Raw genomic sequence first — 21,735 nt, 5'->3', positions numbered from 1 at the left:
TATGAATTATTGGTTCTTAGTATTAGCACTTGTAGCAGAAATCATTGGCACTATTGGTGGATTTGGTTCTTCTGTTTTCTTTGTACCAATTGCTAATTTTTATTTTGATTTTTATTCTGTCTTAGGTATTACAGCTATTTTTCATTTGTCGAGTAATGTAAGCAAGTTACTACTCTTTAAAAAAGGAATTGACAAAAGATTAATTATATATATGGGAATTCCATCTGTTATTTTTGTTATTATAGGTGGAATTGCATCTAAGTATCTCAATGGAAATGTGCTACAAATAATATTAGGTATTTTCTTAATTGTATTGAGTTTGTTTTTTCTGTTGTTTAAGCATTATAGCATTAAAGCCGAAAATAAAAATGCAGTAGTAGGTGGTTTGCTGTCTGGTTTTTCTGCTGGATTACTAGGAACTGGTGGAGCTATTCGTGGACTAACCATGGCTGCTTTTAATTTAGAAAAAAGTACTTTTATTGCAACTTCGGCTATGATAGATTTAATGATAGACTTAACCAGAAGTGTAGTCTATTTTAAAAATGGATATATACACCAGCACGACATGAAATATATTCCGTTCTTGTTTGTAATTGGATTAGTAGGTACTTACATAGGCAAATACATTCTGCAATTTATACCACAAAACATATTTAAAACTATTTCATTGATATTGATACTCGTCATTGGTATCATATCTTTGCTAAAGGTGTTTGTGTTTACAGATGGCGTTATATAAATACTTAAAAATTCTTGTAACCATTTTGTGTGTAGTGTTTCTTGTTGTGTATTATCACACATTATTGTAATTAATTTTTTATTAAATTTATTATAAGTTTAATAATCATATCTCTTTGCTCTGGTAGACTTTGAGCAACTGCAAGTGCTAAAGCAACTAATGTGTTATTGTCAATTTTTCTTCTTTTTTCAGAATTTAAATGAAAATTATTTTGCTCTAAAAACCATACAAATATAAAAGATCCTATTCTTTTATTACCATCACTAAAGGGATGTCCTTTTATTATCGAATATAATATTTGAGTAGCTTGCTCTTCAATAGTTGGGTATGCAAGCCTACCAAATACAGTCTGAGAAATACTGCCTAGTATTCCTTCAAATGACTTGTCTTTTTCATTGCCAAAGATATCAGATGCTTCTCCTTTTTCTATTAAAGTTATTTTAAGTTTTTGAATTGCTTTTTTTACATCTGCGTAGTTTATTGTATATATTATCTCTTCATTTAATCCCTCTAAAGATAATTCTTCTGTATCGAATTTATTAAGAAGATTAAATGATTTTGAATATTGACCTATTATTGAAAGAAAACCTTCAGTAATTTGCTTTTGATTTTGAAAAGCATTTTCATTTAGAATATTTATTTGTAGTTCAAGTTCTTTAATCTTTTTATAATTTGATTGAACTAATTCTTGATTTATAGTATAACCTTGTAACAAATATTCTTTAAGTTTACTCGTAGCCCATTTTCTAAATTCAGTTGCTAGAGGAGATTTAACTCTATATCCAACGGATATTATTACATCAAGATTATAGTGAAGAAGTTCTCTTTCTATTACTCTATCTCCTTCCATTCGAACTTGTGCAATTTTTGCACTAGTTGCTACTTCATCTAATTCTCCTTCTTTATAAGCATTATTAATATGTCTATTAATAACAGTTCTATCTCGACCAAAGATATCAGCAATTTGAAGTTCAGAAGCCCAAATAGTATCAGCTCCCTTATCAAGTATTACTTGATATTCAGTAACACCATAAGAAGGCTTAAAGGCAATAAAAACGATATTATCATTAGTTTCATTAATCATGATTTATTGAAATTAAATTCACTGAATACTACAATACTTACATATCAAATATAACTATAAATTTTTAACTGAATATATAACTACATTCCGAACTTGCCTGTCTCTAACTGTCGGCAGACATGATACCGAACAGGTAAATTTCGGAATTTACTATTAAATAAGAATCTAACACTAAACACATGCTGAAATAAATTCAGCATAATGATATATGCTTACTCTCTACTCAACGAAATCTTTAGCATTCTGACATCTATAAGTGGTCTGTCATAAGGATCTTTTGCTACTTTGGCAATCTTATCTACTACATCCATGCCTTCTACTACTTCACCAAAAACAGTATATTTCATATCTAAAAACGGAGCACCACCTATAGTTTCATAAATTTTCTTTTGGTCTTCTGTCCAATGATTATCTGTTCTAGTTGCTAAAGTGTTCAATTCATCAGCAGTAAAAGTTCTTCCATCTACAATATAAAATTGCGTACTAGAAGAAGCCATTGCCGGATTATTATCTCTTGCAGCAGCTAAAACACCTCTTTTGTGAATTAAATTCTTGTTGAACTCTGCATCTACTCTGTAGTCTAAACCACCCATACCTAATCTATCTCCAACTTTGGCATTTTTAGAATTTGGGTCACCACCTTGTATCATAAATTCATCAATTACCCTATGAAATAAAGTACTGTCTAAAACACCATCTTGAATAATTTTAATAAAATTGGCTTTGTGTTTTGGTGTTTCGTTGTATAATCTCAATTTAATGTTGCCCATGTTTGTTTCTATAGTTACAAAAATGGCAGTATCTGCGGCACTTATTGGTTGCATAACAATTGGTTTTGGTTCTTCTTTAATAATTACTGGTTTAACAATAGTTGTTGCTTCAACTTTTCCTTTTTTCTTACTTTTTTTATCAGCAGCATGCACATTCATTACTAATGATAAAACTAAAATACTAATTGTAAAGCGTAAAACTTTTCTCATAATTATAAATTTTTAAAATATTCAATAATCATTTTTTTTAATAATTGTTCTTGTTCCTTATGATTTAATTTTGGTAAATTATTATTGTACTCATAGTGTGGCCAACCATCTTCATCTTTTCCTACAAATTTGTAGTAATTGGCTTCACTCAACAAAGTACAAACGCCAATATGCATAAAATCTTGTTTTACTTCTTTTTTTATTTTGGTTTCAAACTGTCCAAGTGTTCTATGACCAATCAAAAAAATAATAGAAGTAACATCAGGTCGCTTTTGGAATCTGTTTTCTAGTTGATCCAATACAGCTTCCCATTCTTGTTCATTATATGCTATGTCAATTGTTGTACTGTCCATTATCTATCTTTATAAAAAGGATACTTTGCTCTAAAAGCAATCCAATCGTCTAAGTGCAAATCTACAATTTTCATGCCTACTAAATCTTTAAAAAGCATTAATTCATTGCCTTTAAAATCGTAAACACAACTATAACCATGGTGTTCATTGCCAAAATAATCATTGCCAACTCTATTAATACCAACAACAAAGCATTGATTTTCAATAGCTCGTGCTTGTAATAAATGATTCCAATGAGCAATTCTTTTGTGTGGCCAATTTGCTACAAAAAATTGTAGTGCAACATTATTTTTATTACTACACCATTCAGGAAATCTTAAATCATAGCAAATAAAAGGTTCAATTTTCCAATCATTGTACGAAATCACAACTTTTTCAGTGCCTTTCGTCAATAATTTATCTTCATCAACCAAACTAAATAAATGTCTTTTATTATAATTGATGTTTTGTGTAGGACTGATGAAAAATAATCTATTGTAGTAATTACCATTGTCATTAAACAATATGCTTCCACTAATTGCTGTTTGATATTGATTAGCGATATTTTGCATCCAAGCAATTGTTTGTCCTTTACTGTCTTCAGCAAGTGACAAATCATCAACACAAAATCCAGTATTAAACATCTCAGGCAATAAAACAATATTTGGTACGCTTTCAGATGAAGCAATAATTTGTTCAATAGTATTTAGATTGTGAATTTTATCTTTCCACTTCAAATCAGTTTGTACAATTCCAACACTAAGTATTTTGCTCACTAATTTTCTTTTAAAAGTAAGATATAATAAAAATCGTCATTCTCAACTTGATTGGGAATCTTTTTACGATTTTTATGATAGATTTCTATTGCAAATTTTGATTTTGCTACGAAATTTTAAGAGAGACATTTCGTGTTCAAAAAGGGTTTTGTTTTCATAAAATGTAGGATAAATATAATGCATGCATTGGATTTTTTTGTATTTTGTCCCAAACTTTTAAGCATGAGTCAGCAAAATTATCCGCACTTATTATCAGAATTAGATTTAGGTTTTACTAAACTTCGCAACAGAACACTAATGGGTTCTATGCATACCAATTTAGAAGAAGCTAAAAATGGTTTTGAACGATTGGCTAAGTTTTATGCAGAGAGAGCTAAAGGTGGAGCTGGTATTATTGTTACAGGAGGAATGGCTCCAAACTGGGAAGGTTGGTTAAAACCTTTTGCCGAAAGAATGTCTAATCGCTCACATGTAAAAAAGCACAAAATAGTAACCAATGCTGTTCATGAGGAAGGTGGAAAAATTGCGATGCAAATTTTACATGCAGGACGATATGCTTATCATCCTTTAAGTGTTGCACCAAGTGCTATACAATCGCCAATTACGCCATTTAAGCCAAGAGCATTGAGCACCAAAGGTGTTAAAAGAACCATAAATGATTTTGCAGATAGTGCTGCTTTGGCAAGAGATGCTGGTTACGATGGTGTAGAAATTATGGGAAGCGAAGGTTATTTAATCAATCAGTTTATAGTAAAACACACCAATAGAAGAACCGATGAATATGGTGGAACTTATGAAAATAGAATGAAGTTTCCTGTTGAAATTATTAAGAAAGTAAGAGAAAAAGTTGGCAATGATTTTATCATCATCTATCGTTTGTCTATGCTCGATTTAATTGATGATGGTAGTAATTGGGAAGAAATTGTAACATTGGCAAAAGCAATAGAAGCTGCTGGTGCTACTATTATTAATACAGGAATTGGTTGGCATGAAGCAAGAATTCCTACTATTGCTACTTCTGTTCCAAGAGCAGCATTTACTTGGGTGACTAAGAAATTGAAATCAGAAATTAGTATTCCTTTATGCACTTCTAATAGAATTAATATGCCAGAAGTTGCAGAACAAGTACTAGCAGATGGTTGTGCAGATATGGTATCTATGGCACGACCTTTCTTGGCTGATGAAAATTGGGTGGCTAAGGCTCAAACCAATCGTGCTAATGAAATAAATACTTGTATTGCTTGTAATCAGGCATGTTTAGACCATACTTTTAGCAATAAATTGTCTTCTTGTTTGGTGAACCCAAGAGCATGTCACGAAACAGAAATTATATTAGAAAAGGTGAGTACACCTAAAAATATTGCAGTAGTTGGTGCTGGACCTGCTGGTTTGGCTTTTGCTGTTAATGCAGCAGAAAGAGGTCATAATATTACCATTTATGAAGCAGATGATAAGATTGGTGGTCAGTTTAATATGGCGAAACAAATTCCAGGAAAAGAAGAATTTTACGAGACACTTCGTTATTTCAATAAGCAATTAGAGTTGCATCAAATAAAAGTAAATCTGAATACAAGAGTAGAACCAGCAGATTTACAAGCATATGATGAAGTAGTTGTTGCTACTGGTGTCAATCCAAGACATATTAATATGGAAGGCATCGATCATCCAAAAGTATTATCTTATATAGATGTGTTGAAACATCACAAGCCAGTTGGTGAAAAAGTTGCAGTTATTGGTGCTGGTGGTATTGGCTTTGATGTTTGTGAATACTTAACACAAGAAGGTGAATCTACTACGCTACACAAAGAAGAATGGTTAAAAGAATGGGGCGTTGATTTGCAAAATGAAGTAAGAGGTGGTGTTGAAGGTATCAAACAAGATATTCCAAAAGCAGCAAGAGCAGTAACAATGTTTCAAAGAAGTGAAGGTAAAGTAGGTGCAAAATTAGGTAAAACTACAGGTTGGATTCATAGAACAACACTCAAAATGAAAAAAGTGAAAATGGTAGCAGGAGTGCAGTATACCAAAATAGACGATGAAGGGTTACATTTTATAGATGCTAATAAACAAGCACAAGTATTTCCATGCGACAATGTAGTGATTTGTGCAGGACAAACTTCGTTGCGTAGTTTAGAACAACCATTAATAGATTTAGGCAAAACAGTACATGTTATAGGTGGTGCTTTTGAAGCAGGCGAATTAGATGCTAAGAGAGCAATAGACCAAGCTACAAGATTGGCTGCTGTGGTGTAGAGAAAATTTTATTAAAATTCAAATATTACTATTGATAATTATAATCTATTTTATAAAAATTTCGTAGTAATAACTATTGATATTTATTTATACAAAACAAATTTTTACAGGCAATATTGCTTAACTTTAAGTCATGTCATCAAACTATAAAGGCATTCTTGTATTAATTTTTTTTCTAGTATTTTTTTTCTTTTACTATGATATTGCTACTATTTTAAATCATAATATACAAGGTGCCCACATTTGGCGACAAGCAGATTGTATGGCGATGGTGCAAAATTTCAAGCAGTTTAACTTGTCCTTTTTTCAACCAGCAAGCTATAATTTACAATCGACGAATGGAAATGTTGCAGGTGAATTTCCTTTGTTTTATTTTATTGCTTCTAAATTTGAGCATAGTGCTTTTGTATTACGATTAATTAATTTTATAGTATTGAGTTGTTCATTAATAGCGATTTATTTCATTGCTTACTTCTTTATAAAAAAACAACGATATGCATTAATTATAACAATGCTAATGTGTGCTTCGCCTTTGTTAATGTACTATGGAACTAATTTTTTAAGCGATGCAACAGCAGTATCTTTTTTATTTATTTCATTTTCATTCTATTTATATAATTATAAAAATAGTATAAATAAATATTTAGCTATTTTGTTTTTTATACTTGCTGTTTTAATGAAAGCAAGTTATGTTTTGTTTATTATAGTACCACTCTATTTTTACTATAGAGAAAACAAAAACACTTCTCATTTTAAATATATTATCTGTATTTTATTGATATTGTTTTTGCCAATTTTATGGTATACTTATGCAAAATATTACAATCACATTAATCACGACTCGTATTACTTTTTATCTATACAACCAATTTGGACAATGTCTTTTTACGATATAGGTTTAAGTATTTGGCGAGTGTTTAAATCTAATTTTTATATTTTCTTTTTACCTGTTTTTTCAATTGCAACAATAATTGTTTTTATTACTAGTGTAATTAAAAATAAAAAATCAATTATATTAAAATATACCACTATTGTATTTGCTACGACTATTTTATATGCTATCTTATTTCTAGAAAAATTTATTCAGCACGATTATTATTACTTGTTTTTTATGCCATTTATTTTAATGGTATTGATACAAGCTGTATTTTGGATAACTAATAAAGTAAAGAATACAAAATTAATAATTATAGTATTTATTTTAGTATTGATTTTTAACCTATACTACTGTAAAAAAACTATTAGTGCAATGCAAACCTATAGTACTGTAAGTTCAGTTCTGTCTAGTGATGAATTTCAAGAATTTCTCTTAAAAAATAATTGTACATCAAATAAAACAGTTTTTTGTGCAGATGATGGCAGTCCGAATATTTATTTATATGCTATACAACGCAAAGGATATACGCTGTATAATGTAGAGCATAATCAAGACATTAGTCACTACGATTTTATATTAACTAGAGATAAAAACAAACTCAAAAAACAAAACAATACTACAGTAAACTACAAAGGGTTTTATTTAGTAAAGAAAGGCGTAGCACTTCAACCTTATTAGAAAAATATTTAAAAATACAGCATAGCTGTATCACTCTTTATGTATAATTGGTATTTCCTATAAGAAATCTTGTATGGTATAGCAGTCTTGAATTTTTATTACTTTTGCCTATCTAAGAAAGATAAATATCAATATAAAGTAGATGAAATATTTAATCGTAGGTTTAGGAAATATAGGAGCAGAATACAACAATACCAGACACAATATTGGTTTTAATATTGTTGATGCCATTGCACAAGAACTCGATGCAAAATTCAGCATAGAACGACATGCTATTTATAGCAATACCAAGTATAAAGGCAAGCAAATTCATTTAATTAAGCCAACTACATATATGAATTTAAGTGGAAAAGCATTGAAATTTTGGATGAATGAATTAAAAATCAATCAAGAAAATGTATTGGTTATTGTAGATGATTTGGCATTGCCATTTGGTCAAATTAGATTAAAAGGCAAAGGAACACATGCTGGTCATAATGGACTTAAAGATATTGAAGCAGTACTGACTAACAATCAATATCCAAGATTGCGATTTGGTATTGGCAACAATTTTTCCAAAGGGAAGCAAGTCGATTTTGTACTAGGAAAATGGTCAGATGCAGAATTAAAGCAATTGGAAGAAAGAGTAAATATTGCTAAAGATGCTGCTTTATCTTTCTGTACAGATGGATTAAATAATACGATGAATAAATATAATAATATTTAATTTATCTAGCAAGCAATCAAAAATGACATTCAATAAATTTAGTGAGAACAAATAAAAATGCGTTAAGAAAATCTTGTTGTTTGAGCGAAGCGAGTTTTAAGATTTTTAGCTTTTTTAAGCAGTTCGAGTGTTAAGAATTCCTGTCTGCCGACAGGTAGATATTGCAGTCTTGATTTTTTGTTACTTTTGTATCAAGACAAAAGTAAATACTAATAATAGGTAAGAAAGTAGATTTTTTACTTTATCTAACAAAACATTTTTAATTTATAATTATATTAGAAATAGAATATGAAAATATTTTGCATCGGATTAAATTACAAAAAACACATCGAAGAGATGAAGCACTTTGCTTATCCAGAAAATCCTGTGGTGTTTATGAAACCACCAACAGCACTACTAAAAAACAATCAAGATTTTTACTATCCAGCTTTTTCTAATGATGTACATTACGAAGGCGAAGTCGTTTTGAGAATTGGCAAGAACGGAAAAAAAATTCAAGAAAAGTTTGCTACTAACTATATCGACTCATTTACTTTAGGTTTTGATTTTACTGCACGAGATGTACAAGCTCAACTTAAAAAAAATGGATGGCCGTGGGAAATTGCTAAAGGTTTTGATGGTGCTGCTTTTATTGGCGATTTTTTACCTTATGAAAATAAAGCAATTAATTTTGAAATCAAAAAAAATAATCAAACAGTACAAATAGGCAATACCAACGATTTAATCTTTTCTTTTGAAAGAATTATTAGCTATATCTCCCAATTTTTTACTTTACAACAAGGCGATTTAATCTTTACAGGAACGCCAGAAGGTGTTGGCCCAGTGCAAATAGGTGATGAACTTCAAGCATTTATTAACGAAAAATGTATCACAACTTGCACGATTAAATAATCTATTAATTATCTTTGCAATTCATAAATTTAAATTATGCCATACTTATTTACATCAGAGTCTGTTTCAGAAGGACATCCAGATAAAGTTGCCGACCAAATTTCAGATGCTTTAATTGATAATTTTTTAGCTTACGATCCAACTTCAAAAGTAGCTTGCGAAACTTTAGTAACTACAGGTCAAGTTATTTTAGCTGGCGAAGTAAAATCAAATGCATATTTAGATGTACAAGATATTGCTAGAAAAGTAATTGATAAAATAGGATATAATAAATCAGAATATATGTTTGATGCACATTCTTGTGGTGTGTTGTCAGCTATTCACGAACAATCTCCAGATATTAATCAAGGCGTAGAAAGAAAGAAACCAGAAGAACAAGGTGCTGGCGATCAAGGTATGATGTTTGGTTATGCTTGTAGCGAAACAGATAATTTGATGCCATTGCCATTAGAATTGTCACATCTACTATTAGAAGAATTAGCTGCTATCAGAAGAGAAGGTAAAGTAATGAAATATTTGCGTCCAGATTCAAAATCGCAAGTTACTATAGAGTATGATGACAACAATCAACCAATAAGAATTGATGCCATTGTTATTTCTACACAACACGACGATTTTGCTGCTGAAGCTAAAATGCTAAAACAAATTAAAGAAGATGTTATCAAAATCTTGATTCCTAGAGTATTGAAAAAACTACCTAAGAGAATTCAAAATCTTTTCGATGATAAAATCATTTATCACATCAATCCAACAGGAAAATTTGTAATTGGTGGACCACATGGTGATACTGGTTTAACAGGTAGAAAAATTATTGTAGATACTTATGGTGGAAAAGGAGCTCATGGTGGAGGTGCATTTTCTGGCAAAGATCCTTCTAAAGTTGACCGTTCTGCTGCTTATGCAACCAGACATATTGCTAAGCATTTAGTGGCTGCTGGTATTGCAGACGAAGCTCTAGTGCAAGTAGCGTATGCTATTGGTGTTGCACAACCAGTTGGTTTGTATGTTAATACTTTTGGTACTTCAAAAGTAAATATGACTGATGGCGAAATTGCTAAGAAAATTGCAACACTAAAAGAATTTGATATGCGTCCATATTTTATTGAGCAAAGATTTAATTTAAGAACGCCAATTTATAGCGAAACTGCTGCTTATGGTCACATGGGAAGAAAATCTAAAAAAGTAACCAAAGTATTTAATAAAGGAAAAGCTAACGAGTTAAAAGTAGAAGTTAAATTGTTTCCTTGGGAAGAGTTAAATGCAGTAGATGTTGTTAAAAAAGCATTTAAACTGAAATAATTAACAATTCAATTAAATACTAAGTAGAATTTCAAAAAAAAATTAGTATATTTGCATTCCAAAAATTTTAACAATTTATGTTGATTATAGACGCAAGAGAGCAAGATTCAATCGATAGAGCACTTAAAGTGTACAAAAAAAAGTATGAGAAGTCTGGTGTACTTAAGCAATTAAGAGAAAGACAAGCATTTACTTTACCTTCTGTTCAAAAAAGAGCTGAAAAATTAAAAGCTATTCACAGAGAAAAAGTAAAATTACAAGAAGATTAATTTGCACATTTAGTTTTTATTATTTATCTTAAACTTTAGAATATTACTTGAGGTTTAAGATAGCGTATGATAGATAACTTTTTAGTTTATATACAAAAAGAGAAACGGTATTCTCTAAAAACAGTCCAAGCGTATAAAGTTGATTTACAACAATTTTCTGAATTCTTAAACGCAGAATTTCAATTAGCAGACATTAATCAAGCCAAACACAATCAAATTCGTGCTTGGATAATTTCCTTAATCAATCAAGAACAAAAACCTACTAGCTTAAAACGCAAAGTTTCGGCATTAAAAAGCTACTATAAATTTGCACTAAAAAAGTCGTGGATTAAAACCAATCCTGCACTAAAAATTACAACACCAAAAGTTGCAGAACGACTACCAAAATACATTGAAGAAAAAAATATTAATCATTTATTAGATGGTGAATTAGATGATACTATCAAAACAAATGTAACAGATGATGAATTTTTATTGCTACGAAATAAATTAATTGTAGATGTATTTTATGCAACAGGAATTCGTAGAGAAGAACTTATTAATTTATCTTGGAATGATATATTACAATCTAATATAACTTATCAATTAAAAATAACAGGTAAAGGCAATAAACAACGACTAATACCAATTAGCAATACTCTTTATCAAGAGTTATTAGCGTATCAACAAGCACAAACCAACTACTATAATTCTACAGCGAATTATATTTTTTTAACAGACAAGGGAAGTCAAATGTATCCTAACTTCGTTTATAGGTTAATAAAAAAGTATTTATCGATGTGTAGTACAGCAGAAAAGAAAAGTCCTCATGTGTTGCGTCATTCCTTTGCAACACACATGAGCAATCATGGTGCTAAACTAAACGACATTAAAGAATTAATGGGACATGCAAGTTTGGCTTCAACGCAAGTGTATACACACAATACAATAGAACAATTAAAGGAAATTTATAAAATTGCTCACCCTAAAGCGTAACAGTATGAAATTACAAATTCAATCAGTGCACTTCGATGCAGATCAAAAATTAAAAGACTTTATCAACAAAAAACTAAGCAAATTAGATTTGTATTATGATAAAGTAATTGGCTCAGATGTTATTCTTACATTTGAAGGACTAAATACTCAAGTAAGAGACAAAGTAGTAACCATTAAAACGCAAATTCCTGGAACCGTTTTAATAGCTAAAGAAAAATCTAAAAAATTTGAAGAATCTATAGATTTAGCAGTAGAATCATTACGCAGACAAATAGAAAAAATTAAAACCAAAGCAAAAAAGTAAGCTCAATAACATATTATTTTCTAGTGGCTGATACTTAACTATACTATCAGTCGCTAGAAGATTTATTGCTCATTAGCATTACTCGAAAATAAATGAATATAAGAATTCTTAAGCAAGAGAATGCTCTATGATTTTAAATTTCTTATGATATGACTTTCAGTAATAAATAAAAAGCACTACAAGTTTTTTATTTATTTTTTAAATAAAAATATAGGTAATGTACTGAAAAATAGTTGGTGCATTTGACAAAAATAATGTTTAGCTTTCTCCAGTTAATCTGAAGAGGATAAAAGCACTGGTGGAGACCAACTTTTTAGCAATAGGATTAATGTATATACAAAAAATGGGTTGATAGATAACTATCAACCTTTTTCATTTTTTGGTATACTTGATGGCTAAAAAAACTCTATTTTTCATTAGATAAATACACATACCATTTGATGAAATTTATTCTATTTTTTAAAGTCAAACCTCTGTGCAAATCAAGATGATTTTTTAGATGGCTAAAATAACCTTCAATTCCATTTGTTGTTCTTGGTATTTTTGGATTTTCTAAATAGTGAAACATATTAGGCAATGCTCTTTTTATTGAGAAGTAGGATCTTCTTAGTAGTTTATGAGTATACCAATACCTTCTAGTTTCTAAGTTAATAGTCTTTTCATTAAGATAGTCTTTGTGTCTTTCATACCATAGCTTTAACTCTCTTGTCCACCATATTTTATCATTCTGTGTTTCTATTTTGAGTAATAGCAAAATATGTTTTCTAAGTTCTTGTCCTGCTATGTGTTTAGGGTATTTAGTAAGCCATAGTAAGCACATTCGTTGAATATGTACCAAGCATCTTTGTATAACTATATTACTGTCAGTATGTTTAATTGCTTTTAATATACTTTTAGCACCATCTGAGGTAATACTTTCTAATTTAATGCCTAAGTGTATTAAATTACTTAAATCTTCCTTAATCTCTTCAAAATGCTCTCCATCTGAAAAACGGATAAGTTGTGTATAGCCATCAAGATTATCTTGATAAGCTATTAAACAGAACTGTGCAAAATAAGTACCGTCCACTCTAAGATTAACTTGTTCTCTTTTTATGATTTTAACCGTGGGCGAACGCTCTAAAATTTTATAAAAGGTTCTTTGTAAGGTGTCTTTTGAATAACCACTATCTCTACATAATGTGTTGTAGGTTTGTCTTTCTATTATCCATTTCTTGAACCATATGAATCGGTTCTTTATTTTTTGTTCTGGTCTATTCCTTGTGAATAATATGCCACAGTTTTTACACTTAAATCTTTGCTTGTTTTGTTGTTTGCCCCAGCATATTACATCTAAACTACTACAGCTCCAACATCGCTTTTTTTTGCCATTTTTTAACAAAGAAAATATTTTATGAAATACATTTCATAAAATATCTAGTTTAACCTTTATTTATAGTACTCTTGATACAATACACCAACTATTTTTCAGTATTATGCCAAAATATATTAAAATACATATAATTTAAAACAAAAAAGCCGACAATTAATGTCGGCTTTAAAATTAAACAATTAATGGATTTATTTTTTAGCTGCTGCGTCTGCAGTTGCTTTACTACGCAATGCTCTTGGAATTTCTACAGATGCAATAGGAATATTCGGTGAGTTTAAAATTTGGAATTTTTGCTCAGGAATATGTTTTACTTTAATTGATTGACCAAGATTTAAGCTTGATACATCAACTGGAATGGCATCGATTAAATTTTCTGGTGTAGATCTAACTCTCAATTTTCTTACTTTAGTTAATAATTTACCACCTAATTTAACACCTTCTGCATTACCTACTAATTTTACTGGAATATCTGCAAATACTTTGCTACCAGCAATTAGTTTTTGAAAATCGACATGCAATACATCTTCAGTTACTGGATGTACTTGAACATCTTTTAAAATTGCCTCGTGAGTTGTACCATCTAATGTTACTGCTACTTTATAAAAGTTTGGCGTGTAGATTAATCCACGCAAATCTTTCATAGTAGTTGTAAAGTGTACCACCTCGTTTCCAGCATACATTACACAAGGAATGTTGCCGTTTTTTCTGTCGGCTTTTGTTGCTTTTTTACCAACATCCGCTCTAGCTTGTCCGCTAATGGTTAAAGTCTCCATGATTAATTTTTGTTTTTTGGAATGAATAATGAATTTATTGATTTATACTCGTGTGCATTTCTGATGGCATGTGCAAACAGTTTTGCTACAGAGAGTACTTTTATTTTGTCTATGTTTTGTTTTAATGGAATGGTATCGCAAACGACTAATTCTGTTAATGCAGATTGTTCAATTCTTTCATAAGCATTTCCAGAAAGCACTGGATGTGTAATTAAAGCACGCACACTTTTTGCTCCGTTTTCCATAATTAGATTGGCCGCAGTTGCTAAAGTACCACCTGTGTCGATTAAATCATCTACAATCACTACATTTTTATCGGTAACATCGCCAATTAAACGCATAGATGCTACTTCGTTATGTTTAGAACGATATTTATCGCAAATGACCATTTCTGTATTAAAATATTGAGCATATCTTCTTGCTCTTTTAGTACTTCCTACATCTGGCGAAGCAAAAATTAAATCATCTAGATTTAAAGATTCTAAGTAATTAATAAAAATAGTTCTTGCTTCGAGATGATCTACAGGAATGTCAAAAAATCCTTGAATTTGTGGTGCATGTAAATCCATCGTCATAATTCTGTCTGCACCAGCAGCCGTTAACAAATTAGCGACTAACTTAGCACCAATAGCTACTCTTGGTTTATCTTTTCTGTCTTGACGAGCCAAACCAAAGTAAGGAATTACTGCAATTTTATAACCAGCAGATGCTCTTTTAGCTGCATCTAATAATAGTAATAACTCCATTAGATTATCAGATGGAGCGAAAGTAGATTGTATGCAAAACACATAAGAACCTCTTACCGACTCTTGAATAACTGGTTCAAATTCGCCATCGCTAAACTCCAAGACATCCATAGGCGTTAAATCCTGACCATATAAATCAGCGATTTTTTCTGCCAAGTAGTGTGTTTTTCTACCACTAATCAATTTTACATCTGGAATTATCACAATAAAATTTGAGGTGCAAAGATACAATTTTTAATTTAAGTAGTATGATTATCAGTATTAAGTTTAGTAGTGAGTAGCAAGTATTGAAACTTTTTTACTTAGATTATTAGAACCAAGATTTTTAGATATTAGATCTTTTCTTGTAAAAGCTTATAAACATTATACTATTTCATTCATTGCATACTGCAATATGTCAATATGTCAGCATATTTTGCTTGGCATTATGTTTGACTATTCTAGGTCATAACAAACAATAAAATAATTAAACAATGGGAAAAATAATAGGTATAGATTTAGGAACAACGAACTCGTGCGTTGCTGTAATGGAAGGTAACGAACCAGTAGTTATTACAACAGAAGAAGGTAGAAGAACGCTTCCTTCTATAGTTGGATTTTTAGAAAATGGAGAAAGAAAAGTTGGTGAGCCAGCAAAAAGACAAGCTATCACCAATCCAAAAAATACCGTATCGTCTATTAAACGATTTATGGGTAAAAAATTTAGTGAAATATCTAACGAGAAAAAATATGTATCGTATGATATTGAAAAAGGCGACAACGATACAGTAAGAGTAAAAATAATGGATCGTTTATATACGCCACAAGAAATTTCGGCTATCATTTTACAGAAATGTAAAAAAATGGCAGAAGATTATTTAGGTCAAGATATTAATGAAGCAGTAATTACTGTTCCTGCATATTTTAACGATGCAGAAAGACAAGCAACTAAAGAAGCTGGTACTATTGCTGGTTTAGATGTAAAAAGAATCATCAATGAGCCAACTGCTGCTGCTTTAGCTTATGGTTTAGACAAAGGTGGAAAAGATATGAAAATTGCAGTGTACGATTTAGGTGGTGGTACATTTGATATTTCTATCTTAGAATTAGGTGATGGCGTATTTGAAGTAAAATCTACTAATGGTGATGTACACTTAGGTGGTGATGACTTTGATCAAGCTATTATTGATTGGTTGGCTGAAGAATTTGAGAAAGAAGAAAGAATGGATCTAAGAAAAGATCCAATGGCATTACAAAGATTAAAAGAAGCTGCAGAGAAAGCTAAAATTGAATTGTCGTCTTCTTCTGAAACTGAAATTAACTTACCATATATTACTGCTGCTGATGGTGTACCTAAGCACTTAGTAAGAAAATTAACTAGAGCTAAATTTGAGCAATTAGTAGATTCGTTAGTAGAAAGAACGCTTGAGCCATGTAGAAAAGCAATGAAAGATGCTGGCATGAGCAATGCTGATATTGACGAAGTAATTTTAGTAGGTGGTTCTACTAGAATACCAAAAATACAAGAAGTAGTAGAAAAATTCTTTGGCAAAAAACCTTCCAAAGGTGTAAATCCAGATGAGGTTGTTGCTGTTGGTGCTGCAATTCAAGGTGGTGTATTAACTGGCGATGTGAAAGATGTATTGTTGTTAGATGTTACACCTTTATCATTAGGAATTGAAACTTATGGTGGTGTATTTACCAAACTGATTGAAGCCAATACGACTATTCCTACAAAAAAATCTGAAGTATTTAGTACTGCATCAGATAACCAACCTTCTGTAGAATTGAATGTACTACAAGGTGAAAGACCAATGGCTAAAGACAATAAAAGCATAGGCAGATTTCACTTAGATGGCATTCCACCAGCTCCAAGAGGTGTACCACAAGTAGAAGTTACTTTTGATATAGATGCCAATGGTATCTTACATGTAACTGCTAAAGACAAAGGTACTGGTAAAGAACAAGCGATTAGAATAACTGCCTCTTCTGGTTTAAGTCAAGATGAGATTGAAAAAATGAAAGCAGAAGCTAAAGCGAATGAAGAAGCTGATAAATTAACTAGAGAAAAAGTTGATAAATTAAATGCTGCTGACAATTTAGTTTTCCAAACTGAAAAACAATTAACAGAATTTGGCGATAAAATTCCTGCTGAGAAAAAAGCAGCTATTGAACAAGCTAAAGATAGATTGAAAGAAGCACATAAAAATGAAGATATCACTGCCATTGATTCAATTACAAAAGAATTGAACGATGCTTGGGCTGCTGCTTCACAAGATATGTACAATTCAACTCAAGGACAAGAGCAACAAGCTCAACAAGAACAAACTGCTAATAACAATGGTGCAGATGATGTTCAAGATGCAGAGTTTGAAGAAGTAAAAGACTAATTTCTTTTTAATAAAATTACTTAAAGCGTTTCCTAAAAGGAAACGCTTTTTTTATTCAATTATGCCAATATGATTTTTAGAAAGACCTTATCGAAAACTAAAGAAGTCTTCTTCTTTGCAAGTAAATGAAAGTAACGAAGCAATCTATTTTTAGCACTCTAAGGTTGGAGATTGCTTCAATTTTTTGCGTTTCTCAAAAATTTCGCAATAGACAGTCTAATAATCAATCATTACTGCAAAGTTAAAAGTAAATTGAGTATTACTGCTTTGGTTTGTATTTAGATGCTTCTAATATTTTTTGGCTGTCACTTAAATTAATTAATTCTTTTAATGTAACATTTGGATTTTGCTCTACATAAGCATTAATAATTTGCCAACCTAACCAAGCACCAACTCTTCCTGGTGCATTATTTGGCATGCCATAAGTAGTAGGTGCATCTTGTACATATTTAAATCCTTCTTGATCTGTATTATATAATAATTCTTTATCTAAAAAATACGACCATATTTGTCTTTCACTATTAACACACCATTGCCATTGTTCATCTGTATATCGCATTACTACTGCTGGAGATTTTTCTGGCAATAGCGATTGAATAAAAAACAACATTTTACCATAAGCAAGCATTTTGTCTAATAATGTAGAACGAGCTGCTGGTGCAGGAACGATGTCTTGTGCCATTACATTAATAGCATTTACACTCATATATTTTTTATCTAATTCAGTTAGTTGATATTCATAAAAGAAATTAGGATAATAAATATAGTCTTTACCTAAATGGTCGTCAATACAAATACCTAAAATGCTATCGTCAAAAGTAAAGGCAGGAAATCCAGCAAATTGTGTAATGCAAGTAAATACTTGTGGAATTGGTTTTTCTGGATAATAGCTTTTATAATTTGCAAAAGCAGTTTTTAAATCCTTTTCTAAAAAATCTAAGTTTGGATATGTTTTTTCGGTACTATCATACAGTGCTAACATTTGTGTATTGGTTAACATCTTCTGTATTACACTCAATTGTGCATTTTCGTCACCAAATTTTTGAAACTCCATTACATAATAGTAGTAAGCTTCGTAAATAGTAGGATATTTTGCTTGTAACTGTTTTAAACTATTGGCAACATCTTTCGGGTTCATGGCATACCAATCTCGTTCAAATCGTACAATATCTACATTAATATCTTTTTGATTGACTTCCGCAGATTTTTTGGCTGATGGTTTGTCTCTTTTACAGGCACTTAGTAATAAGACCACAGTAGCAATAGCAAAAAATAGTTTTTTCATGTTGCAAAATTACTAAAGCTTTCTACAATTTTTCTTAAGAAATTTTAAAAAGGTGTTTGTATGGCATCGTAAATTACTTGTTGTATTTTAGTTCTAATATCATACGAAATTAGTTTTTTGTTTTCGGCAGTTGGATATATTCTGTTTGACAAAAAGACATATATTAAATCATATTTTGGATCTGCCCAAACTAAGCAACCTGTAAAGCCAGAATGTCCAAAGGAAACACTAGATGCACTAGCACAAGTTGGTCCACTATTAGTTCCAGTTGGTTTATCAAAACCCAAACCTCTTCTATTGCCACTTTCTTGCTTGCTAGTAAATGTATTTATAGTACTTGTTTTTAAATATCGTGTGCCACCATAAATTCCACCATTCAACAACATTTGCATATACTTTGCTAAATCGTTGGTGTTACTGAACAAACCAGCATGTCCGCCAATACCATTAGTTAAAGCAGCACCCATATCGTGTACAGTTCCATGTATCAACTCATTTCTAAAACCTTGTTCTTGTTCTGTTGGTACAATTGTATTTAAATCTACGCCATTCCATTTTGGATTGTATAGTGTATGGTTCATTCCCATTGGTGAAAACAGAAATTGCTTTGCTAAATTTTGTAGTGAATCTTTTAACTGATATTCTACAATATCTTTCATCAAATAAAAACCTAAGTCGCTGTATTTATAAGTTTTACTACCTAAACTTGTGTTGTAAATAGTTTGTTTAATGCTGTCTAAAAAGTCGTTTCGTAGATAAAGATTATCTTTAATTTTTATAGAATAAAGACTGTCATAATACGGACAGTACCATTCATCTGATGCAAAACCATAACTATCTAATGTAGATTTATAGAATGGAATCCATGCAGCTAGTCCAGCTTGATGCAATAAAATTTCTCTAGCATTTAAATATCGTTTGTTGCAATCTTCAGGAAATGGATAATAGTTTTTTATTGGTTGATCTAGATTTATTTTATCTTTTTCATATAATTTCATTACTAAAGGAAGCGTAGCTGTAATTTTAGTAATAGAAGCAATATCGTAGATGTCTGAATTTTCTACGCTATGTGTTTGTGGATTATAGGTAAAGTGACCGAAACTTTTTTCGTAACACACTTTTCCATTTCTAGCAACCAAAATCTGACAACTTGGTGTAGCACCAGAACCGATTGCAAAATTAGCAATGTCATCTATCTTTGCTAAAACACTACTGTTTATTCCAGCCATTTCAGGAAGCGTATATTGTAGTCGCATATTGCCTTGTGTACAAACACCACTATTGTATTTATAATTGCCAACACTTACAGGCAATACACCATGAGCTCCAGTAGCTCCAAATAAAATCTGTGCAGTAATATCTTCTGTTATATCTGTATTGTGATAACTAATGACTACACTTTCAAAATCTGGAAATTTTTCTAAAGCATATGGTGTACCCATTAATGCTAAAATTACTTTTTTATTTTCTTTATTGATTTGATTAATGGCATTGATTTCGTTTGTGGTTAATCCAAAATTTTTAGAAGCATATCGACTCATATCATCAACAGAAATAATAATGAGAGTGTAATTTTTTAGTTCATCAATAATTTTATTCATTGATGCTTTGTCGCTCTCTTTATCAATATAGAAATGACTAATATTAGTATAGCTATTTAATCTATTGCCAAATGTATTTTGTTCGCCTTTGCCAAATGCAACATGAGCAATTTTTTGTTGCACATTTACAATAGGAATAAGCTGCTGTTCATCTTTAGCAACAGTGATGGTATTTTCAATTAGTTTTTCATTTAAGCTTGCTGCAAAAGGTGTATTGATTTCTTGTACTATACTTGTTGTATTTATTGCTTGATATGGTTTATTTAAACCTAACCAATATTTTGCCATCAATATTTTTTTTACTTTTTGGTTGATGATATCTTGACTGATAACACCTTTATTCACTGCTTCTTTAATGCCTTTTACTGCTTGGTCTACATCTTCTGGAAACAACATCACATCATTGCCAGCAAGTATTGCTTTTACTTCGGCTGTTCCACTTGGATAATATTTTGTAATTCCTTTCATATTCAAAGCATCCGTAAAAACAATGCCTTTAAATTGCATATCATCTATGAGTTTATCTTGTATGATTTTTGGCGAAAGTGTAGATGGTAAGTTCGGTGTATTGTCTAATGCTAACACATTCATATGTGCCACCATAACACTAGAAATACCATTTCTAATCATTGCTCTAAATGGATATAATTCTACATTTTCTAATCTTTCTTTCGATTGATTTAGAACTGGCAAATCTTTGTGCGAATCAGTTTCTGTGTCGCCATGTCCAGGAAAATGTTTAGCACAAGCCATAATGCCATTGTCTTGCATACCATGAACATATGCTTTGGCTTTTAGTGTAACATTGTATTTGTTTTCTCCAAAAGCTCTATCGTTAATTATAGGATTATTTGGATTGATATTAACATCTACCACTGGTGCAAAATTGATATGAATACCTAAGCGTTTCATTTGTCTAGCAATTTCAGCACCCATATCATAAATTAAATCTTCATCATCAATGGCTGCTAGTGCTAATTGTCTTGGATAAGAAATACCATCAGATAATCGCATACCTAAACCCCATTCTCCATCAAAACCAATCCACAATGGCGTTTTAGATTGCATTTGATACCTATTGGTCAATTCTGCTTGTTTAGCGATAGTTCCTTGAAAAAAAATCACTCCACCAATTTTATAATCTCGAATGTATCGATCAATATCCTGATAATGTGTTTCGTCTTTATTAGAATATGCCGCAACCATTAGTAACTGACCTATCTTTTCGTCTAATGACATACTGTTAAGTACAGAATCGGCCCAAACAGTATCTTTATTTTGTAAAAAAGGTGGTATCGTTTTATAGTTAGTAAAACCTAGCAGTACAATAGCTGTCAAAAAAATGCTTACAATCCTCATATTTCTTTATGTTATAACAAAAACCTTTCCAATAAAATTCGCAAAATAAATATTTAGCAATATAATG

The 21,735-nt window shown here is 30.8% G+C and carries 19 protein-coding genes; 10 read left to right on the top strand and 9 right to left on the bottom strand.

What is annotated here, in order from left to right; all coding sequences use genetic code 11:
* Position 1 precedes the first annotated feature (1 nt).
* The gene (locus H6553_10575) at positions 2–739 is read left to right on the top strand and encodes a sulfite exporter TauE/SafE family protein (protein MCB9034272.1); all 738 of its coding nucleotides are present in this window, start codon (positions 2–4) and stop codon (positions 737–739) included.
* A 70-nt stretch (positions 740–809) separates the two neighbouring features.
* On the opposite strand, the gene H6553_10570 is transcribed toward H6553_10575, so the two are convergent.
* The 4 genes from H6553_10570 to H6553_10555 all read right to left on the bottom strand — a co-directional run bounded on the left by H6553_10570 (position 810) and on the right by H6553_10555 (position 3,911).
* Positions 810–1,694, bottom strand: a complete 885-nt coding sequence (locus H6553_10570; GenBank protein ID MCB9034271.1) for a virulence protein RhuM/Fic/DOC family protein — start codon at positions 1,692–1,694, stop codon at positions 810–812.
* Between the two features lie 341 nt (positions 1,695–2,035).
* The gene (locus H6553_10565; GenBank protein ID MCB9034270.1) at positions 2,036–2,803 is read right to left on the bottom strand and encodes a peptidylprolyl isomerase; all 768 of its coding nucleotides are present in this window, start codon (positions 2,801–2,803) and stop codon (positions 2,036–2,038) included.
* A 2-nt stretch (positions 2,804–2,805) separates the two neighbouring features.
* Positions 2,806–3,156, bottom strand: coding sequence for a hypothetical protein (locus H6553_10560; GenBank protein ID MCB9034269.1), 351 nt, complete (start codon positions 3,154–3,156; stop codon positions 2,806–2,808).
* Complete coding sequence (locus H6553_10555) at positions 3,156–3,911, bottom strand: nitrilase family protein (GenBank protein MCB9034268.1); 756 nt, start codon at positions 3,909–3,911, stop codon at positions 3,156–3,158. Before H6553_10555 ends, H6553_10560 begins: the two co-directional genes overlap by 1 nt.
* Before the next feature lie 222 nt (positions 3,912–4,133).
* Between H6553_10555 and H6553_10550 the strand changes: the two genes are divergently transcribed.
* The 8 genes from H6553_10550 (at position 4,134) to raiA (ending at position 12,163) form a co-directional block, all read left to right on the top strand.
* Complete coding sequence (locus H6553_10550) at positions 4,134–6,164, top strand: NADPH-dependent 2,4-dienoyl-CoA reductase (GenBank protein MCB9034267.1); 2,031 nt, start codon at positions 4,134–4,136, stop codon at positions 6,162–6,164.
* A 133-nt stretch (positions 6,165–6,297) separates the two neighbouring features.
* On the top strand, positions 6,298–7,719 hold the full coding sequence (locus tag H6553_10545) for a glycosyltransferase family 39 protein (protein ID MCB9034266.1): 1,422 nt from the start codon (positions 6,298–6,300) through the stop codon (positions 7,717–7,719).
* A gap of 142 nt (positions 7,720–7,861) precedes the next feature.
* Positions 7,862–8,425: an aminoacyl-tRNA hydrolase gene (locus H6553_10540; GenBank protein MCB9034265.1), complete on the top strand. Its 564-nt coding sequence runs from the start codon at positions 7,862–7,864 to the stop codon at positions 8,423–8,425.
* 288 nt (positions 8,426–8,713) lie between these two features.
* Complete coding sequence (locus H6553_10535; protein MCB9034264.1) at positions 8,714–9,316, top strand: fumarylacetoacetate hydrolase family protein; 603 nt, start codon at positions 8,714–8,716, stop codon at positions 9,314–9,316.
* 36 nt (positions 9,317–9,352) lie between these two features.
* Positions 9,353–10,615 (top strand): methionine adenosyltransferase, encoded by a 1,263-nt coding sequence (locus H6553_10530; protein ID MCB9034263.1) that lies wholly within the window; start codon positions 9,353–9,355, stop codon positions 10,613–10,615.
* Between the two features lie 77 nt (positions 10,616–10,692).
* Complete coding sequence (gene rpsU / locus H6553_10525) at positions 10,693–10,884, top strand: 30S ribosomal protein S21 (GenBank protein MCB9034262.1); 192 nt, start codon at positions 10,693–10,695, stop codon at positions 10,882–10,884.
* A 66-nt stretch (positions 10,885–10,950) separates the two neighbouring features.
* Positions 10,951–11,859 carry a tyrosine-type recombinase/integrase gene (locus tag H6553_10520; protein MCB9034261.1) on the top strand — a complete coding sequence of 303 codons (909 nt, stop codon included), beginning with the start codon at positions 10,951–10,953 and terminating at the stop codon, positions 11,857–11,859.
* A gap of 4 nt (positions 11,860–11,863) precedes the next feature.
* Positions 11,864–12,163 (top strand): ribosome-associated translation inhibitor RaiA, encoded by a 300-nt coding sequence (gene raiA, locus H6553_10515; protein MCB9034260.1) that lies wholly within the window; start codon positions 11,864–11,866, stop codon positions 12,161–12,163.
* 406 nt (positions 12,164–12,569) lie between these two features.
* Here raiA and H6553_10510 read toward each other — a convergent pair whose 3' ends face one another.
* The 3 genes from H6553_10510 to H6553_10500 all read right to left on the bottom strand — a co-directional run bounded on the left by H6553_10510 (position 12,570) and on the right by H6553_10500 (position 15,261).
* Positions 12,570–13,553, bottom strand: a complete 984-nt coding sequence (locus H6553_10510; GenBank protein ID MCB9034259.1) for a transposase — start codon at positions 13,551–13,553, stop codon at positions 12,570–12,572.
* 170 nt (positions 13,554–13,723) lie between these two features.
* Complete coding sequence (locus H6553_10505) at positions 13,724–14,308, bottom strand: 50S ribosomal protein L25/general stress protein Ctc (GenBank protein ID MCB9034258.1); 585 nt, start codon at positions 14,306–14,308, stop codon at positions 13,724–13,726.
* A gap of 2 nt (positions 14,309–14,310) precedes the next feature.
* A complete protein-coding gene (locus H6553_10500) occupies positions 14,311–15,261 on the bottom strand; it encodes a ribose-phosphate pyrophosphokinase (GenBank protein MCB9034257.1) in 951 nt (316 codons plus the stop codon).
* Positions 15,262–15,527: 266 nt separating this feature from the next.
* Here H6553_10500 and dnaK point away from each other — a divergent pair, with 266 nt between their 5' ends.
* Positions 15,528–17,423 carry a molecular chaperone DnaK gene (dnaK, locus tag H6553_10495; GenBank protein ID MCB9034256.1) on the top strand — a complete coding sequence of 632 codons (1,896 nt, stop codon included), beginning with the start codon at positions 15,528–15,530 and terminating at the stop codon, positions 17,421–17,423.
* 259 nt (positions 17,424–17,682) lie between these two features.
* On the opposite strand, the gene H6553_10490 is transcribed toward dnaK, so the two are convergent.
* Both H6553_10490 and H6553_10485 read right to left on the bottom strand, forming a co-directional pair.
* Positions 17,683–18,708, bottom strand: a complete 1,026-nt coding sequence (locus H6553_10490) for a hypothetical protein (protein MCB9034255.1) — start codon at positions 18,706–18,708, stop codon at positions 17,683–17,685.
* A 44-nt stretch (positions 18,709–18,752) separates the two neighbouring features.
* Complete coding sequence (locus H6553_10485; GenBank protein MCB9034254.1) at positions 18,753–21,647, bottom strand: serine hydrolase; 2,895 nt, start codon at positions 21,645–21,647, stop codon at positions 18,753–18,755.
* Between the last annotated feature and the right edge of the window lie 88 nt (positions 21,648–21,735).

This window comes from Chitinophagales bacterium, assembly GCA_020636535.1.
Lineage (GTDB): Bacteria > Bacteroidota > Bacteroidia > Chitinophagales > JADIYW01 > JADJSS01.
The sequence above is the reverse complement of the archived record's forward strand: the minus strand, read 5'-3'. Positions and strand labels throughout refer to the sequence as shown.

Coding starts and splice junctions, on each gene's coding strand:
- H6553_10575 (MCB9034272.1), top strand. CDS start 2: ATGAATTATTGGTTCTTAGTATTAGCACTTGTAGCAGAAATCATTGGC.
- H6553_10565 (MCB9034270.1), bottom strand. CDS start 2,803: ATGAGAAAAGTTTTACGCTTTACAATTAGTATTTTAGTTTTATCATTA.
- H6553_10560 (MCB9034269.1), bottom strand. CDS start 3,156: ATGGACAGTACAACAATTGACATAGCATATAATGAACAAGAATGGGAA.
- H6553_10550 (MCB9034267.1), top strand. CDS start 4,134: ATGAGTCAGCAAAATTATCCGCACTTATTATCAGAATTAGATTTAGGT.
- H6553_10545 (MCB9034266.1), top strand. CDS start 6,298: ATGTCATCAAACTATAAAGGCATTCTTGTATTAATTTTTTTTCTAGTA.
- H6553_10540 (MCB9034265.1), top strand. CDS start 7,862: ATGAAATATTTAATCGTAGGTTTAGGAAATATAGGAGCAGAATACAAC.
- H6553_10535 (MCB9034264.1), top strand. CDS start 8,714: ATGAAAATATTTTGCATCGGATTAAATTACAAAAAACACATCGAAGAG.
- H6553_10530 (MCB9034263.1), top strand. CDS start 9,353: ATGCCATACTTATTTACATCAGAGTCTGTTTCAGAAGGACATCCAGAT.
- rpsU (MCB9034262.1), top strand. CDS start 10,693: ATGTTGATTATAGACGCAAGAGAGCAAGATTCAATCGATAGAGCACTT.
- H6553_10520 (MCB9034261.1), top strand. CDS start 10,951: ATGATAGATAACTTTTTAGTTTATATACAAAAAGAGAAACGGTATTCT.
- raiA (MCB9034260.1), top strand. CDS start 11,864: ATGAAATTACAAATTCAATCAGTGCACTTCGATGCAGATCAAAAATTA.
- H6553_10505 (MCB9034258.1), bottom strand. CDS start 14,308: ATGGAGACTTTAACCATTAGCGGACAAGCTAGAGCGGATGTTGGTAAA.
- dnaK (MCB9034256.1), top strand. CDS start 15,528: ATGGGAAAAATAATAGGTATAGATTTAGGAACAACGAACTCGTGCGTT.
- H6553_10490 (MCB9034255.1), bottom strand. CDS start 18,708: ATGAAAAAACTATTTTTTGCTATTGCTACTGTGGTCTTATTACTAAGT.